Genomic DNA, 17,132 nt, shown 5'->3' on the forward strand with positions numbered 1-17,132 from the left:
ATACCAAATTATTCAGCAAATCACATAGTATATGCGAGTAATTCGGGAGTCATTCAAAGTCTGCAAAAAGAACTCCCGAATTAGCTTGCAAGGAGCTAATATACAGCGTGTTCATACACTGAACATCTTGATTCCTGATGATCAATTAATCAAATTTGTTTAACTTTTAATTGATCAAAAGTCATGAGAACCACACTCTCCCTGCTTTTCTCACTGAGAAAGCCTAAAAATTATTCGTCAGGAGAAATGCCCATTTATCTTCGCATAACCGTGGATGGCCAGCGCACAGAGTTCGCTGTAAGTCGAAAATGTAATCCTAAAAGTTGGGATGTTGTAACTGGAAGAGCATCTGGGACGAAGGCAGACGCCAAAACTTTAAACGCTTACTTAGACAATATTCAATTTAAGATTCAGGAGCTTCAGCGTAGAATGGCTGAATCTGATGAGACGATCACTGCTGAAACACTAAAGAACCGATTTATTGGTAAAGCTGAAAAGGCGCGTACATTACTCGTAGTATTTGAAGACCACAATGCTAAGATGAAAAACCTCGTTGGACAAGAATTTGAGAAAAGCACGTTACAGCGTTATGAAACTTGCATGATGCACGTCAGAGACTTTATTCAGCTAGAATATAACGTTTCAGATATACCGGTAACCAAAGTAAACTTTGCTTTCTTAAATAATTTTGAATACTATTTACGTAGCGTTCGGAAATGCGGAAATAATTCAGCAATCAAGTACCTTAAAAATTTAGGTAAGATCGTGCGCATCTGCCTCGGTAACGGATGGTTGACCATCGATCCCTATCTCAACTATAAGCCCAAACAAAAGGCCGTACACAGAGAAGTTCTCACCAAAGAGGAACTTAGCAGGCTAAGTAAAAAGAAATTCAGCATAGAGCGCCTAAATACGGTTAGAGACATGTTTGTATTTTGCTGTTATACTGGTCTGGCTTATGTGGACGTCCATAAGTTAAAACGTTCGGAACTTATTAAGGGCGTAGATGGCGACTTGTGGATTTATACCAACAGGCAGAAAACAGACACGCTTTCCAGAATACCAGTTTTACCGGTTGCCCTATCAATTATTCACACCTATGAGTATCATCCGCAGTGCGTAATTAAGGACACGCTGCTTCCAGTAATGAGCAATCAAAAAATGAATGCTTATCTTAAAGAGATAGCTGATTTATGCAAAATTGAAAAGCCTTTGACCTTTCACATTGCAAGGCACACCTTTGCTACTACTGTAACGCTAAATAACGGCGTTCCTATTGAAAGCGTGGCAAAGATGATGGGACATACCAGCATTAAAACTACACAAATCTACGCTAAGGTCATGGATCATAAAATCAGTTCTGATATGCAACAATTAAGGAAGAAATTAGCTGTAGGCTAAGTTGTCTTACGTCAACTATCGAGAGATCCTTGGTAGTTGACGATTTTGTATAAGCTCTCTTATACTTACATCGACTTCTGACAAAACATTGCAAATATTGACCACATGAATGAATAAAATCAATAGACCACTTACCAATAATTATTCAGCTTTTCTGGCGTATTCTTCTTTGAGAACAGTAACAAAATCTTTTTCATCACGGGGTAAAAAGAAACCCTTTATAGAATTAAAGTTTCTTATGCAGATCTGTATATGACTCTTCATCTGTATAGCGGAACCAGGGAACGCCTCCCCGCCTTCAGTAAACACACCACGGGTTGAATCGAACAATTTTACATTGGTATATCCTCCGTTGGCAACGATCTCCTGCTGGTAATCTGAAAAGATCTGTTCATGCATGAATTCAATTAGCGCACAGTCCAATTCCCGGATAAGTTTATCTTTATGCTCATCTTGCTTTACGTCCTTGTTCTTAGGGATAGGTTTCTTAAGTGCTTCAAAATTAGCTACCATCAACTTATAATAAACAGAAAGAAGACTTAAATACTTGCTGTCAAGAAAATCCAAGCAGTTGCCAAGTTGCAACACAGCGCCAACAACGGAGGCTTCTTTAATCTGGCCCCTCTGTTCTTTATCTTTGGCCCATAACCATGCACGTTCTAGGTTGTTTTCCCAAAAGTACATTCCATGTCCTAACCAGTCGTAAGGCTTTTCGCTTTTTTCAATCACAGCTTGATTAGCAACAAGCTTATCCGCAATTGATTTGTCACATCCATGGAATCCAATAACTAAATTGGGGCGGATGTCATACATAGGAGAGTATTATTAGGCTATTTCCTCAAGTTCCTTATACGGTTCGGTATAAGCACCCTCATTATCCATGATACCTGCATTGACAAAAGAGTTCAATGCTTCTTGTTCAGAAACACCTTTATCAAGTTTAGCATTAGCTAACTCAATAAGTAATTCAATATCTTTATCACTCATTGGATCTCTTTCTTTCCTATTAACACAAATCTAATCATTAGGTTCTATACATGCAACATCTTTGTCCTTACAATTAGCATCTTCTATCCTATGATCACTTGTATAAACGAAACAGCAAGACCTATTCTCTTATTTTAATTACCAGAAACACTTCCCTCATAATAAAGTACATTAAAGTTCCTTAGTTTAAACATCTGTAATATTAAAATGGATTTCTAAGGCTCGCCTATTAAGTTTGAATATTAGCCATGTAACATAGTGAGGGTAAAAATTTGAAAAACCTGTAATGAAGTGAGGGTAAATAATCCTAACTGAATACATGCTTTAGGGTTCGTCTTGCTAAATACTTTTAATGTTTGCATTTTCACCCAAAGTGAAGCAGTTTAGCCTGATTAAATTTCCGGTGCTCATTCTGCAACACATAGCCAAGCTGATTGGTGACCAGCTTAGTTTTACCAATTTTAAATTCCGGCGTTAAAGCGTGGTTATGACCATAGATCCAGTATTCTGCACCGGACGATTCAATCAGCCTATCCATATCTGTGGCAAACGCTTCATTTAAAACGCTACCGCGGTATTTGCTTGGATAATGCTGAAAGGTCGGTACATGATGTGAGACGACAATGCTTTTCTGATTGCTCAATAGACTACAGTTAAATGCTGCTTCGAGAAAAGATACAGCATCAGCATGCATTTGATTGTAAAGCTCTATCGTAAGTCTTTTACCTTCAAGCCTGATCTGGTGAAAATCAGATAATCCCCGTTCAATATAAAAGGCATTTTCTTTTGAAACATTAGACCACAATGTCGTAAAGCAAAAACGGGTTCCATTCAATAAAACCACCTCGTTGTTAAGGAGACTGATATTCGCTTGGATCTTTTCATGAAATGAGCCACGTTTGTTAGCGATATCAAATCCATAGTATTCATGGTTCCCAGGTACCCAATAAACATGGCTATAACTGTCCGAAAGAAGATCAAAGAAACTTTTGTAATGATCGATGTCACGTAGCGGAATTATATCGCCGGCCAAGATTAATATATCACCAGCTGGCTCGAGTGGGTTTTTCGCAATGAATGTTTTGTTCTCCGCAAACTCCAAATGGAGGTCGGATGCAAATTGTATTTTCATAAATTAATCTTCAGTGGTTAATACTAGCTCCTGACCGGCATGTTTTTTCTTTAATGATTTCATATCTACACTTACCTTGGTATCAGTTACCCTTGCATAGATCTGAGTTGAGCGAATATTTTTATGACCAAGCATTTGTCCTACAGTTTCGATCGGTACGCCGTTAGTTAGGGTTACCGTCGTTGCAAACGTATGTCTTGCACAATGAAAAGTCAACCACTTTGTCCATCCCATTGATCTTGCGATCTCTTTAAGGTAAAAATTTGCTCTTCCATTACTGATCTTAGGGAGCAAAAAATCCTCATCCAGATAACGGGGAAAATCTTTATAATGGTTAATGAGCTTTAATGCGGGTGCAAGCAAAGGCAGCCGTACCCGATTATTATTCTTCACGCGGTGTGTCTGAAGCCATATCCCTCCGTCATCTCCTTTCAAAATATCACCACTCTTAAGCTTTATGATATCTGCGTAGGATAACCCTGTATAACAACTAAATAGAAAAAGATCACGTGTCAGATTCAACCGCTTTTTTACTTTTTTGATTGTGAGATCGCGAAGTTCCTCAGTTGTTAGGAACTCCCGGAAAACTTCCTCTTTCTTTGCCCGGTAGGCTACGAAGGGATTCCGCTTAGCCCAGCCGATCTCATTGGCAACCTTCATAATCGTTCTTAATTTCTTAACCATCTGCACTGCGGTATTAATTTTCACACCATAATCAGCTTTTAAATAATAATCGAAATCTCTCACCAATTGGAAGCCAATATCGTCTAATCTGATATCTTCCGATTGGGTTTTCAGCAATAGAAATTTTTTTAAGACCCTATAAGTCGACTTATACTTTTGTAAGGTCGCTGGTGTAAAACCTTTGCCTAAAAGCCCTGCGATCTGGTTGGTGTGGTAGTCCCAGGCATGAGACAACATTTTGGGTGGTTCAAGCTCTTCGCCAACCAACATTTTTTTAATGTGCATTGGCGAAAATGCCTTACCAGTTGCATAAAGCTCCTGCCTGCAAGAATGTGCTTTAGAATACAGCAGGTCGAGCCAGCTATTAATAGATCGAGCGTATTCCTTTGTGCCTTTGATCCGCTTTGCTCCCCCGTCCCATTCACTTTCTGTGCAATGTCGGCCAGTGAACCACTCAGTACGCCGACCGCCCATGGTGATACGCATGTAAATCGGGATATTTGGTTTGTCTTCCCCTGTTCTTTTCTTAAGATAAAACAAGATTCCAAAGGTGTAGACTCCGGCTTTTTCAACAATTGCTATGGGCTTTTTTTTTCAGCCTTAGCCAACATGGCATCGATATCTTCCGGCTTATAGTAGAATATTCCGCCTATTTTTGTATAACCAAGTTTTCCTTCAACACGAAGATTCTGAAGGGTATTATTCGATATATTCAGTATTTCCCTGACATCTTTTGTTTTTAGCCATTTCTTTTGATAGAGGTTTTTGTTTTCTAATATCGGTTTCAATAATTCAAAGAGTTCTGCTTTAAAATCCTGCAAATCCTTTTTTGTTAATAATTCATCCAATTGCATTAATAAGTCTGTTTAGTATCATTAATAATAACAAGCTGTGCGAGGCCGAATGGGCACTTCTTCGACAATACGCCCATTAGCTAACACTATAGAAAATCATTTCGGTTCACTGATTTCATCCATTCATCTTCAGCCATGATAATCGGGTCAAGCCAATTTGCTTTCTGTTTTGCCCAAGCCAGCCAGTCATTATCAGGCTCCCGAACCGTGGCGATATACTCCCTGAGTAACTGAGCGAGCTTCCATTGCTTTGCGCGGCTAACGAGTTCCTTGAAATCTCCTAATTCCTTACGCTGCTCTGCATCCCATTCCGCTTGCGCCTTTCGCTGCCGTTCCCAGTTTTGCTGCCATACCTGTGCATTGGTCAAATAAGCCTCCTCCTGTTTAGCCGCCAGCTCCAATTTGGCTAACACTTTCGGGAGCTGATCTTCCAACAGCTGGGTTTTCAAGTCCTGCCATTCGGCTTTTAATCTGCTGTCCAGTCGAAAAACCAGTTTACCGTTTGGCTGCCATTCGTAGTCCTGGTAAGGCTTATCGAGCACCCTAACTCGTGTGGTGCGCTCTCGAAAATTTACCCGAAGCCTCAATTTGTGAATAACCACATAATTGCCATCGCTTTCAGCTTTAAAAATGTGCCCTCTTGCCCTGACACACTTGATCAGCGTATCCATAAATCGAAGTGCCCGGCCAACATTCGCGGTAGTTACCCGAATATCTAATTGACCCTTTCCAGTTACAGCCATTCCTGGATGATTAATATCTGTAAGCTTAGCTAAGCTTTCTTTGGCGGCAACAATTAGTGGGTCGGGCCTTGTCAATCTATCCGGTACTTTAAAAGGCAATTTTTCGCGACTGATCTGCTTAATGAGCAAGTCCAGTTCCGAAACTTGTTTAACAGACTTCTCCGCTGGGCGCTCTTCCAGTTCGGCATAGCCTTTTCCTTTATGCTTAACAGGCAACACCGGACGCTCCACCAGATGACCTGACCTGATCTTCGTCCAATCGCCACTTTTAGGGAAGGGAATATTTAGCCTGATGCAGAGCTTTCTGAATCCCACATCGGATATGGTATATTTCTGAGCGATATCCGTCATTGGCGATTCCCAAACCATTTGGTACAGGTCTTCACGTGTTAACCTGATCATAATACCGGTGCTACTGATCTGAGTTCCTCCGTATTGAATTCGCCCAGGCTTCGCAGGTATTTGAGCGTGACCAGCACAGAAGAGTGCCCCATGATCTTCTGCACCATATAAACATCCTTCGTACGTCGAAAGACATCAATGGCTGCTGTATGCCGGAATGAGTATAGCGTTTGCTTGGGATAGATCAACCCATGGCTTAGCAGTTTCTTTTTTTCACGGGACCATTGCTTGGCGAAGTAGCTGTTATTAAATGGCTCTTTGTTCAGGCTAAAAATGTTGTCATCCCTGCCAATAGTATTTAATACCGGCTCCAGTTCCTCCCTCACGTAATCAGGCACAAAAACGGTCCTTACCCGGCCACCCTTGTTTTCCGTACCATCCAGGTGAATCTCCGTGTTATTCATTTTAAAGTGGCCTTTGGTTAATAAGCGTATTTCTTCATGCGGACGGAGCAAACAGCCGTAGGTCATCAGTGCACAGCGGTACAGGTTGGTATGGTTCACTTTCAAAAAATCAAGCACGGGTTGCAATTGCTCTCTTTCATACGCCAAATGAAGGGTGGCCTTAATGCGCCGTACCTCTGTTTTCCTGATCGTCATCAGGTTTTTATCGATCAACCTGCAAGCGGTATTAAAAAGCACACTCAGGTCACGTCTTTTGTTCATGTAATGCGTGGCCGAAGTATTGAATTGCTGAAGAAAGATCTCGATCTGCCCTGTGGTCAGGCTTTTGAGCGGTTTCTCCCGCCCTTCATCACCCAAAAAAGTCATGAAGTGGTTGTAAACATAGCGAAGGCTATCCTGATGTTGCCTACTAATACCGGAAGTGAGTTTTTTGTCAAGTGCCCGGCGGAATAGTGTGCCGGTAGATTTGTCGTTTATAGCTATATCATTCATTGGGCATAGATCGCCTTTTGGTGATTAAAAAGTTAAAGGAAGAAGTTGTCATGTATAGTTGGTTCCAAACATGTATTAAGTACGGTAATATTTCTCTAGTTCCAGGGAGGCGAAAATTGCGGCATAAACCATATTATTTAAAGGCCGCTCCTTTTCATCGTCCAGAAACTGCCGGTTTTGTGTTTGGGCTAATGCTTTTCCAATGAACGGCATATGGCTCATCTTGATCACATCAATGTGGTCTTCGGGACGAAGCTTACGCATTTTTGCCGATGGGTTCCCAATGTTATAATCGTTAATACCCTCAAATATTTGACTAACCATCTCATCGCTGAGATTAAGGGCTGAAAAAAGTTCCTTAATATTCATAACCATGTGAAACTACAAAACGCTTTGCTCAAGTAATCGTAATGCCCAAACAATATTAGGTAGGATCACTCCGGCGGAACTGTATACATTTACCATAGCCGAAGCTCATGGTGCGTTTAGTGAGACAATCATTGCTCACCCTACGGCTGTACAGGCAGCCTCACTATTTATTAACTGAACTCTTATCTTACCTATATTCAATTTGCTAATTTTCAATTTTTATTCAACGATCAGGATAATACCTGCCGCAGCTGCCTTATAGGCAATTTTATCTTTTAAACTTTGGTAACCCCAGTTGCGGATCAGTAGGGCATCTTCCTTTGCCGTAGCCTCCTTATTTTCCTGACCAACCAATAAAAGGGTTCCTGCACCGTTTCGGACACAAATATCGATCAGCCGTTTGCTGTATTTATGGGTCTGCTGCTCGCAGTACCGGTGTTCCAAACCTTTAAAGCGTTCTAAATTCTTATGCTGCCGTCTCATACCGTTTTCGCTGCGGTTATAGTTGACGCTTTGTTGCGCCCGTTTATAAGCTCCTTGTATAGCCAACCTCCTGTAAAAGAACTCTTCTTTGTTTCCGATAGCAAAACTTTGGTTACCGATCTTTACTGTGATTGGTTGTTGAGGAGATAGTGAGGCTTCGGCAATGACGGCCTCATCTAAGGGATGAGCTGCCGCTTCTGGTTTATAAGAAGCATATAAATATATCCTGGTCTTGTCCAGCTTCAAAAAGCACCCGGATATTTTAGTCTTTCCCCTGAATACATCGCGTAAGAAATCACGCTTGTCGTAACCTTTGCCTATCCACGTGATGAACGGCACCCCGAACAAGTTAAACCGGAAATTTTTGCCGTCCTCGGCCATGTCGAACCGTTTTATGCTGACGGTGCTGAAAGGCAAATTGATATCACGTTTAAAGTTAGTCAATGACCGCTCACCTGTATAGTAGAGTTTTCGCTCCTGCTGGTAGGTGACGTGTAACCGGCCATTCAATGTATTTAATATATCCGTAGGGATCTCACCCATAAACCGGTCGGACAATAACCTGTATGTGGAGTTCATTTGTGAGCTCGTTAATATCCCGTCCTCATCAACGTTAATACTGCAAAGTTTGGCACGTGTACCTTCATTAATATACAATACTTCCTTTATTTGTTCCTGCAAAAAAAGGTGCGTATAGATGTAGTTCGCGCCTTTGAATGCGATTTTTTGCCAGCTATATAGCTTTTCCTGGTACGCCTTAACCTCCGCTTCATTATTGCGGTCAATGAATATTTGGATCTTTTGCGTATACATCAGGCAGCTTTCTCCTTTCTCATCCTTTGATGGGCCTGAACAAATGAACGTTGTACCTCAGCCTGCCGGATATTCATCAGTTCAGCAATCTCTTGAAAGCTATAGCTTAATTCATATCGGTAGCGTAGAATATTAGCCTGTTCCTCGGTTAGCTCTCCGCTAATTACCAGTTGTTTTTTAGCGATCTGGTTGCCGGAAAGATTAGCGCCATTGACCAATATGCTTTTGAGTAGGGCAATGGTCTTCTCAATTTGTTTGGCGGCCACATAACAAGAAACACCGCCTAAGTGCCAGGCAACACGCTCATAGTCCAAGCTGTAGCGTAATAACAGGCCAACAACCTGCTGTTGTTTTTCTGGTAGATCGGGCAAAACGGCATATAATTGTGTGCGTTGCGCTTCCAACTCATTGTAGGTTTCGTCATCCGATGCAGGAAGATTGTCTGATGGATAGGTTGTGCTAACATCAGGCAGTAAGTATTCAGCCGCATGTTCTATGCCATCGATCTGAATAAGGCCACGGTAAAACTTCGTGGATGATTGCGCGTAGTAATCATAGGCGGCTTGCTTAATCTGCCTATATAGAAAATCTGTTAGATGTGATAGGCTATTGATACTTTCCCTGCGTTGCCACAGGCGCAAAAAAGCTTCCTGTGCGACACAGGTAGCTGCGATGTCCTGTTTCACCATCCGCAATGCCATGATATAGTACCTGGAATATAATTCCCGGTAAAAAAAGGCAAAACCGGTTTCCTGCGCTTCTTTAAACATAGTAAAGTGTTTATGAAACGCTTGATTATATTTGACCGGTTTTTGTTGTATTGGTGGCATTGCAATCGCAAATTACCTCGGGTACACCGTGTAGCGAACCACAAACGGGTTGTAAAACACAACATTAGGGTTGTTTAATACAACCAAGCAGGTTGTATGGAACGCAGCGAATTTTTAATTATATTTGATTTATGGCAGAGACGATACATATTGGCAGAAAAATTAGCCGCATTCGGGAGTTAAGAGGAATGAAACAGGATGCGTTAGCTGCTCAATTAGGAATCAGCCAACAGGCAATTTCTAAGATTGAACAGAGCGAAAATGTTGAAGACGAATCTTTAATAAAAATTGCGACTGCCTTAGGACTTAGCCCAGAAGCTATAAGAAACTTTAGTGAGGAAGCTGTATTCACTAATATAAGCAATACGTTTAACGATACAAGCTATTTAATCAATTATCAATTTAACCCAATTGACAAAATAGTTGAACTTTATGAACGCCTCCTCAAAAGCGAGCAAGAAAAAATCGAGCTACTGAAAGGCAAGCAATAAGCCCAAGGGTTGTATACCTAAGAGATGGTCAAATTATTTTTTCGCGGTTTTCCGCATGGTATCACTGAAATAGAGCGGATACATGTCTCCGTGCTATAGAACTATAGCCAAATGGATCATAAGACTTTCGCCAATATCAGCCGGATCATTGAGCGTGATAGCAAATCAACAACCTACAAACTCGCATTGCTTAGAGGGACTATTGATATTATTAATGAAAACTCACCATTCATTAAGACCTATGATGGCCGCGCCCATATTCCATTAGGCTTGCTGATCGAGAAATGGTTGCTGTACTATTATCCTATTGTTGAATCTGAAACGATAATACCGCAAATAAATGGCTCTACCGATATTGCGTTTGGAAAGAATTTAAAAGCGCTTACGGATGCATATAAAGGGAATGGCGGATTATCGGCGTTTTATACTAACCTAATCGGGAGCAAATTCCAAATAGCTGAGCAGCTTTTTTTAATAACGCTAACGCAACAAATCGCTCAAACGATTACCAAAATGCCGATGCGTTATATTGGTAAGTCAGTTACCGGGCAAGAATATGGCCTTTATGAATACCAACCCACTAAAGGCAAAAAAGCTTCAATAACGTTTGACATCAATTACCTTATTGACAATTTTGGAAGTTTTTCGATTCCCATTGAGTATTTTGACGCTTTCAGGGTATTGGGTAGTTTCATCGGAGGTCAGGATGCAATCCTTTTTAAATGGGCAGAGTTTTCTGTGCAGGCATCAGGTAAAAATCTCTCCATTCCACAAGTTCTGGGCGAAGTTCTTAAAAGCCCTATCACTGAAAGGGAAGTGTCTGCCTCCAAAGCTTTTTATAAAAGTCTATTAGAAAGCAGAACAACAGTATATTGTGTTTGGAGCGGTAAGAAATTAACACGTTATGATATAGATCACATCATTCCTTTTACTGTTTGGAAAAATAATGATCTTTGGAACCTTCTGCCTGTTCATCCGAGTTTGAATAATCAGAAACGTGATAAGATTCCCTCAATAAATCTTATTGAAAATCAACAATCGCTAATAAAAGATTATTGGTCGATGTTGGATCATGCAAAACCGAACCGGTTTCAAACGGAATTGCGTGTAGCTCTATCCGGCGATAGTAAAGACCCTAATTGGCAGGAACATGCTATCTCCCAACTAAAGAACAGCTGCAATTACCTGATCAATACGCGAGGCTTCGATGAGTGGATGCCAGCTGTTTGATTGATTTTTTATCCCTGCGCATACGTAGGCATTGCACTGCGTAAACAGCTACTCAACACTAAGCAGGGACGCTGTCAAGGGCGAGGCGATAGCCGAGCTTGTTTACCCTTGACGGCTTTCCTGCGGTGTTACCTTTGTGTCAGCGGTGCAGTGCCTTTTTTCATCCGGCGAAAGCAGGTATGTTACGAGCGAAGCGAGTTTCATTCCTGCAAGGGCGGCGAGGCTGATGGCGGGATGCACCCTGCGCAACGCGCGTGATGCATCTCACCATTGGCCGCAGCTGCATTCCTACTACTATCTACTCGGTCCGCCACCATAGCCGTAACCCTTCTTTTTCTTTCGTTTTTTAGGCTCCGGTTCAGGTGCGATATAAATGGGCTGTAATAGTTCCCCTAACAAACTACCCGAAGAAATCGGGCTGAATAGTTGACCCTGACGCGTGGCCACATCTTGCTTATTCGCTAACCGCGCATCCTGCTTTTCCTCATAGCTGCCGTTCTTCAAAGCATTTGCATAATTGAATGATTCACTTACCGCCCGGTCATACCCAAACAGCTTATCAAATACTTGTTCCGTTACCTGCTTAAAAGCAACCCGGTCGAATTGCCCGACCTTCTTACTATGCTCAGCATTGCTGCCTTTGGAGTTATTGAGCGGACTTAACTTGATACTGTTACTGGCATCCTTCCGGCTGACAATGACCTGCACATGCATTTGTTCGCCCGGTTTGGGTTCTCCCTTCTTGGCTTTGCCTTTCCGCACTTCGAGGTCTTTATAGGTATAATACCGGTTATTCTCCAGCTTGCCGAAATAAACCAGATCCTGGTTGCCATTTATATTATCCCGTTTAAAATTCTTTGCATATTTGTGCATAACCTCGTTTGCATAGGCCTTGAGTTGTTCCCTTGCACCTTGCTCGCCATACAAGGCTTTCAGATGTAATATCTCTTTTTCACTGGGGCTGATATTGACCAAAAAGAATTTGGCATCATCCCTGGAAAGCTTAGCCACATTCTGATCGATACCCTGCCTTACCTCATAAGGCCGGATATCTTTACGCTCGTGGTTGAACCAATACTCCGGCTGCTGTAACTGTAGTAGCAAGGTTCCTTTAAAGTCATTGGTTAGCTTGTTCATGTTTGGCTGAACCAAACGGTTCTCCTTTTCCAGGTAGGCCACCAATTGACCGCTGCTTCCTTTATTATTGCCGGTCTCGCTTTTTGTGATATTGATGTGCATTACTCATTAACCTTTCTGTTTTCTACTAAATCTAATTTTATGACCTGCCATCACAGGTTACGAACCTGCTCCTGTACATGTGCTACCAAAGCATCCTTTTCCGCTTTGCTGGTCATCATATTCATTTGCTCCCTGTGTTCGATGTAGTACCCCAGCAGCTTAAGGAACTTAGCTTTTAGCGTTGCCTTATCCTGTTCGGCTTCAACAAGCCTTTTCACCAACCTAAAGACCTCCGCCAAATATTCACTTTGCTCTTTGAGAATATCGGCTTGTGTCTGGTTATGACCGATCAGGTACTCATTTAGAAACTTCACCATCTCTTGCAGGCTACGGAGCACCAATTCAGTATCTTTTCTTGTTGGGATCAACAAATCGTTCTCCTGTGTCCGTATAAAAGCTATGATATTATCGGTCTTCCGGTTAATGGCATTCTTTAACAGTTCATCGTTTAAGTCCTTTGGATCTTTCTTAGTCTTATAGAAATAGTCTACCATACACACCACGAACTGCTGCTTACTCATCCCTCTTTTTAAAGCCAGCTTCGTCAGTTTCTCATCCGTATCTACCGAAAAGCGTACACTCTTGATATTCTCATCTTTAACGGTGTGATCCATTACCATTCCTCCGTTTCCTTAGTCCAGTATACCGCCAGGTATACGTAAATCCTCATTTTTGATATTAGGCGGGGGGCAAAGTATACCGCAGGTATACGTAAAACAGCCTTAGCCCCGCAGGGCAAGCGGAAAAAGTCGGGTGCGCCCGACTTCCGCTTGCTCCCCCCGCTTTCGCGGAGCGACACTTTGCCGCTTGGCTTTTGATGCTGCTTTAAGCAGCATAAGTAGCTATGCATCTGCATAGCTATCTAACTCAATAGCGATATAGCCATACATCACTATCTAATACCTACCTATGTAACTATCCCTCTGTATAACTATGCAGCAGCATAGCTATATACCTACGCAGCTATCTACCGGTATACCTATGTAACTGAACCGATAGCTATGCCATCCACCCGGCAGGCCAGTAAACCTGGCTACCTTTTTTAGGATGATAAGAAGGCTGGTAGCGGATATAGCCGTACTCATCCAGCTCTTTGATACACTTGTGATAAGTAGCAATGGAAGCAATCCGGCTAAACGCCATCAGCGTCTTTCTTGTGACAGAGAACGGGCTTTTGAAACCGTTGCGCTGCCAGTGGACGAACAGACCGCTGAAGAGGCCGACATGAGTCGCGTTCAGCCGTTCGTCGGTGCTCATACGTTTGAGTAATTTGCTGTAACCGGCAAGCTCGCTGGCGGCAATACCATTGGTACTCATTGCATGCCTCCTTCCAGTAGCTTGTTAATATCTTCCAGCTTGTAATACATGATGCTGCCGATACGGGTATAACTCAGTGTCCCGTTAATGCGCAGGTTCTGTAAGGTACCGGGTGATATCTTGAGCAGCTTTCGTACCTCGTTACTTTTGAGCCATTTTTTGGACTGGCCCTGTCCGTTTAGTTGAACGAGCTTTTCAATTGCTGTTAACAGCTCGCTTTTAAATTCCTTTAAGTCCTCTTTGGTGATCAATTCACTTGCTTGCACAATCGCCTCCTTCGTTAAATCGTTTAATTGTTACTTGTCCCATCCTTGCGGGATACGGAAACAAAGGTGTGGGCGAAGCGCTATTTGTGATTACCATAGGCTAAGCTATGGTAACGGCAAGCAAAGCATAGTGCTAAAAAGAGGGCGCTGAATGGTATAGCGGCAATTAGTGATGTTTGCCTACAAAAGAAAAACACAAATGAAGCCCCGGCTTAAATCGCCCTGCTTTTTGCGGGAATGATGTTGAAGTGTTGGTTTTCGAAGGGAATAGCAGATGAGCGGCCGCTTGGTTTATTGGGGTCACGTGGATAGTAGCGCCGTACCCGGTCGAACTTGATAGGTTCCCCGTCTTCCTGAAAGTACCGGCAGATCAGTTTCGCCCAGGTGATGGGCATCTGAGAAAATACCAATTCCTTGTCGTCGACCTTCAGTTCTGCTATTTTCTTAAACAAGTCGACTACCGTTAGAAAATGGCCACTGGCAATGTTGATAGGAAAATCGGTTTCCCATTTCTCAGCCTCTTTGCGTTCGTCCCTAAGACGTTGATTCTCTTCTTTAAGTATTTTAATTTGCCCTTCCTTGTCTGCAATAATTTCAGCCTGGGTACGGCCGAGGTTCCATTCGTCGATGCTTTGCAGGTATTCGGTAAACCTGTTAAGATGAAACTTGTCCTTAAAATGGCGTGCATGGCCGGAGGCATACCTGTCCTTATGTCTTAATTGTGCAATGGCATCCTGTATGACCTCCCAAACATATCTGAAAAACTCCTGTTCGGTTGCGTTATCATACTTCGATAGAAAGAACTGGAGGTGGTATTTATACAAGGTATCAAACTCTTGCTCATCGTTACGATATAACCGGTTAAGAAAGTGGTTATCCTCGACTTTTTTGTTCCAAAAGAAAGGTCGGCCGATATCATGGGTGTCTTTGTTAAAATCTAAAGGCGCGCGGTGTTTGAAGTATTGTTCTCGCATAGGTTGGTCTTTAACCTAAAGTTAACAACTTGGCTAAACAATAGTATTGTAGATGGCTAACAATTTTGCGTTGAACATACTAGTTGTGGCCCCGATGACGAAAATCCAATTGATCAGAAAATGTTGTGGATTTCTTTACAGGGGTAAACTATACTCATTAATGGCAGATCAAGGGCAGTTAAAGGAGAGTTAAAACACTTGATCACAACGAGAGGATCTGAAGCGTAGAATATTTACCGAGTGGCTAAATCAAACCCAACATGGCCGCAAGGTCATTGGATTCATGCCTATTAAATAATTATTTCATTTTGTCCCTGTCGAACTGGCTGATATTCTCCCAACTACTACGATGATCAGTTTCTGCAATTCCTTTAGGTACACCGTTCGGGATCAGTAATTTTATGTTAGGTATTTTTTGTTTCACTAAAGGATAAATTATGAATGCCGTCATAGCTGGCGATCAGAGAGTTGGACAGACATACTTTGACGACCGCACCTTACATATTAAATACGCTAATCGCGGAACAGCAACTTCGAGTAGAACGAAGAGTGTTTCAATTGCACCACAAGTCCAGATATACCCCAACCGAGGCAGAGCAAACGTCTCCCGTACGCAGATACGCATCACTTAATTTCTAAACCAATTCAAAAAGCCAGCTTGCTGATCCGTCTTGTCGGCGTAATGAAAAAGGTATTTATTATACATGTAGGATGTTAGTAGCTTTAAACGCCGTTCGGTGTGAACCGGATGAAAACCGGCAGCGGTATAATATTCCAAATGCCCGTCAATCTTCACATACCAAACTTTTCTTACACTTTTAGAGGTAATGGTATCAGGTAGCGTGATCCTCTTTAAATTCCTTACCGTGCTTTCATCTAAGCCAAAAGAGCCAAGACCATTAACCGCCTGCTTGCAGGATACCGGCTCGTAATGATCATCCGTCCAAATAACACACCCCTTTTGTCCTATTACAGGAACAACCATCCCGGTTTGCGGAAGCCTTTTAGCAGTATTTACATACCAAAACACGCTAACAACTGAAAACAACAGGGTGGCATATAATGCATACAGTGCTTTTTTTGTCCAAACTGACTTTTTTTGATGGCTAACATTGGTGCGGTCAACCATATCTCTAATTCCATCGGACACCGACGGTTCGAAAACCTGGTAGGCCTTTTTTTCTTCTTCGTGAACCACTGGTTGCGCGATCTCTGTTGCGTCGTTGCCTGACCCATCATTTACCTCGCTATTAATTAAAGACGTGCACATGTCTGATGTTTTGGCTTCGGCTGGTGGTTCAACTAATAACTCATAACTAGATCTGTAAGGTCTATCCGGAAAATCGATCAGCCAGGCCAGTAATTGTATATGTTCAGGGCCCGGATTTCTTGCAGGGTCCCTTAAATAAGAATTCAGTGGACGGAACTTGTCCGTATCGAATTTTCGGACGGCAGGGCCGAAATCCTGGCTGTTCCCCATTTTAAAATAGGATCGTAAAAAAGATTCATCTTTTCTTTCGAACCTAGTCTCCAATACTTGTATGCACCCGGCTTTGATCCTGGCGGGTGTAGGGTGCGGAAAAGCAAAAAAAAGCCTGCCAGCCGCCTGCTCTTTCTGGTAATGCTCCAGCACTTGTGACTGATATTCGGCAAAGGTCATCAACAAATTTAAATATTTTTTAAAGGTAATCTAGGAATTAAACCGGTGTTTACGGATTTCCGTAGGAACGCAACCGGAATGATTGGAAAGACCGGAAACGTTTGATAGAAAGCTGTTTATGTCACCCTACTTTTGCTTTCGTCATCGGATGACACCTCGATAGCTAGCGGGGTTTGTGCACTCAACCGGTAACAACAGTGAGCAGCGAGCGCAGCAGCGGAAACCCGGCTTGGGAAGCGGGAGACCACTTCTGCCATCAACGCTCACTACTTCCCAAAAACATGCAGGCAGTAATGCTTGCCCGGTTTGCAGCGCTGCGCACGGACAGAGCCGTGGTGGACTGCAATAGTAATCAACCCTT

The 17,132-nt window shown here is 42.4% G+C and carries 20 protein-coding genes; 3 read left to right on the top strand and 17 right to left on the bottom strand.

Annotated features, from left to right (window positions below; all coding sequences use genetic code 11):
- Positions 1-183 precede the first annotated feature (183 nt).
- Positions 184-1,401, top strand: a complete 1,218-nt coding sequence (locus GO816_RS05080) for a site-specific integrase (protein ID WP_157540278.1) — start codon at positions 184-186, stop codon at positions 1,399-1,401.
- A 141-nt stretch (positions 1,402-1,542) separates the two neighbouring features.
- On the opposite strand, the gene GO816_RS05085 is transcribed toward GO816_RS05080, so the two are convergent.
- From GO816_RS05085 to GO816_RS05125, 10 genes are all read right to left on the bottom strand, one after another.
- Positions 1,543-2,214 carry a hypothetical protein gene (locus tag GO816_RS05085; RefSeq protein WP_157540279.1) on the bottom strand — a complete coding sequence of 224 codons (672 nt, stop codon included), beginning with the start codon at positions 2,212-2,214 and terminating at the stop codon, positions 1,543-1,545.
- Positions 2,215-2,226: 12 nt separating this feature from the next.
- A complete protein-coding gene (locus tag GO816_RS18675) occupies positions 2,227-2,388 on the bottom strand; it encodes a hypothetical protein (protein ID WP_198171417.1) in 162 nt (53 codons plus the stop codon).
- Positions 2,389-2,752: 364 nt separating this feature from the next.
- Positions 2,753-3,520, bottom strand: a complete 768-nt coding sequence (locus GO816_RS05090) for a metallophosphoesterase (protein WP_157540280.1) — start codon at positions 3,518-3,520, stop codon at positions 2,753-2,755.
- Between the two features lie 3 nt (positions 3,521-3,523).
- Entirely contained in the window at positions 3,524-4,744 is a 1,221-nt protein-coding gene (locus GO816_RS05095; RefSeq protein ID WP_157540281.1) for a site-specific integrase, read from the bottom strand.
- A 38-nt stretch (positions 4,745-4,782) separates the two neighbouring features.
- Positions 4,783-5,058 (bottom strand): helix-turn-helix domain-containing protein, encoded by a 276-nt coding sequence (locus GO816_RS05100; RefSeq protein ID WP_157540282.1) that lies wholly within the window; start codon positions 5,056-5,058, stop codon positions 4,783-4,785.
- A gap of 86 nt (positions 5,059-5,144) precedes the next feature.
- A complete protein-coding gene (locus GO816_RS05105) occupies positions 5,145-6,152 on the bottom strand; it encodes a hypothetical protein (protein ID WP_157540283.1) in 1,008 nt (335 codons plus the stop codon).
- A 47-nt stretch (positions 6,153-6,199) separates the two neighbouring features.
- Positions 6,200-6,868: a tyrosine-type recombinase/integrase gene (locus GO816_RS05110; protein WP_198171418.1), complete on the bottom strand. Its 669-nt coding sequence runs from the start codon at positions 6,866-6,868 to the stop codon at positions 6,200-6,202.
- A 306-nt stretch (positions 6,869-7,174) separates the two neighbouring features.
- A complete protein-coding gene (locus tag GO816_RS05115) occupies positions 7,175-7,423 on the bottom strand; it encodes a hypothetical protein (protein ID WP_157540285.1) in 249 nt (82 codons plus the stop codon).
- A gap of 264 nt (positions 7,424-7,687) precedes the next feature.
- Entirely contained in the window at positions 7,688-8,764 is a 1,077-nt protein-coding gene (locus GO816_RS05120; RefSeq protein WP_157540286.1) for a hypothetical protein, read from the bottom strand.
- Positions 8,764-9,594 (bottom strand): sigma-70 family RNA polymerase sigma factor, encoded by an 831-nt coding sequence (locus tag GO816_RS05125; RefSeq protein ID WP_157540287.1) that lies wholly within the window; start codon positions 9,592-9,594, stop codon positions 8,764-8,766. The genes GO816_RS05120 and GO816_RS05125 overlap by 1 nt, the downstream gene beginning before the upstream one ends.
- A gap of 131 nt (positions 9,595-9,725) precedes the next feature.
- On the opposite strand from GO816_RS05125, the gene GO816_RS05130 reads away from it, so the two are divergent.
- Both GO816_RS05130 and GO816_RS05135 read left to right on the top strand, forming a co-directional pair.
- Entirely contained in the window at positions 9,726-10,085 is a 360-nt protein-coding gene (locus GO816_RS05130) for a helix-turn-helix domain-containing protein (protein ID WP_157540288.1), read from the top strand.
- 111 nt (positions 10,086-10,196) lie between these two features.
- Positions 10,197-11,315, top strand: a complete 1,119-nt coding sequence (locus tag GO816_RS05135; RefSeq protein ID WP_157540289.1) for an HNH endonuclease domain-containing protein — start codon at positions 10,197-10,199, stop codon at positions 11,313-11,315.
- Positions 11,316-11,609: 294 nt separating this feature from the next.
- On the opposite strand, the gene GO816_RS05140 is transcribed toward GO816_RS05135, so the two are convergent.
- From GO816_RS05140 to GO816_RS05170, 7 genes are all read right to left on the bottom strand, one after another.
- Positions 11,610-12,554 carry a DUF5712 family protein gene (locus GO816_RS05140; RefSeq protein WP_157540290.1) on the bottom strand — a complete coding sequence of 315 codons (945 nt, stop codon included), beginning with the start codon at positions 12,552-12,554 and terminating at the stop codon, positions 11,610-11,612.
- A gap of 50 nt (positions 12,555-12,604) precedes the next feature.
- Positions 12,605-13,174 carry a BfmA/BtgA family mobilization protein gene (locus tag GO816_RS05145; protein ID WP_317163591.1) on the bottom strand — a complete coding sequence of 190 codons (570 nt, stop codon included), beginning with the start codon at positions 13,172-13,174 and terminating at the stop codon, positions 12,605-12,607.
- Entirely contained in the window at positions 13,168-13,410 is a 243-nt protein-coding gene (locus tag GO816_RS05150; RefSeq protein ID WP_157540292.1) for a hypothetical protein, read from the bottom strand. Before GO816_RS05150 ends, GO816_RS05145 begins: the two co-directional genes overlap by 7 nt.
- Positions 13,411-13,553: 143 nt before the next feature.
- A complete protein-coding gene (locus tag GO816_RS05155; protein ID WP_157540293.1) occupies positions 13,554-13,871 on the bottom strand; it encodes a hypothetical protein in 318 nt (105 codons plus the stop codon).
- A complete protein-coding gene (locus GO816_RS05160) occupies positions 13,868-14,137 on the bottom strand; it encodes a helix-turn-helix domain-containing protein (RefSeq protein ID WP_317163592.1) in 270 nt (89 codons plus the stop codon). The genes GO816_RS05155 and GO816_RS05160 overlap by 4 nt, the downstream gene beginning before the upstream one ends.
- A gap of 212 nt (positions 14,138-14,349) precedes the next feature.
- Positions 14,350-15,111, bottom strand: coding sequence for a hypothetical protein (locus GO816_RS05165; protein WP_157540294.1), 762 nt, complete (start codon positions 15,109-15,111; stop codon positions 14,350-14,352).
- 628 nt (positions 15,112-15,739) lie between these two features.
- Positions 15,740-16,771 carry a hypothetical protein gene (locus GO816_RS05170; protein WP_157540295.1) on the bottom strand — a complete coding sequence of 344 codons (1,032 nt, stop codon included), beginning with the start codon at positions 16,769-16,771 and terminating at the stop codon, positions 15,740-15,742.
- Between the last annotated feature and the right edge of the window lie 361 nt (positions 16,772-17,132).

It is taken from the genome of Mucilaginibacter aquatilis, from assembly GCF_009755275.1.
Lineage (GTDB): Bacteria > Bacteroidota > Bacteroidia > Sphingobacteriales > Sphingobacteriaceae > Mucilaginibacter > Mucilaginibacter aquatilis.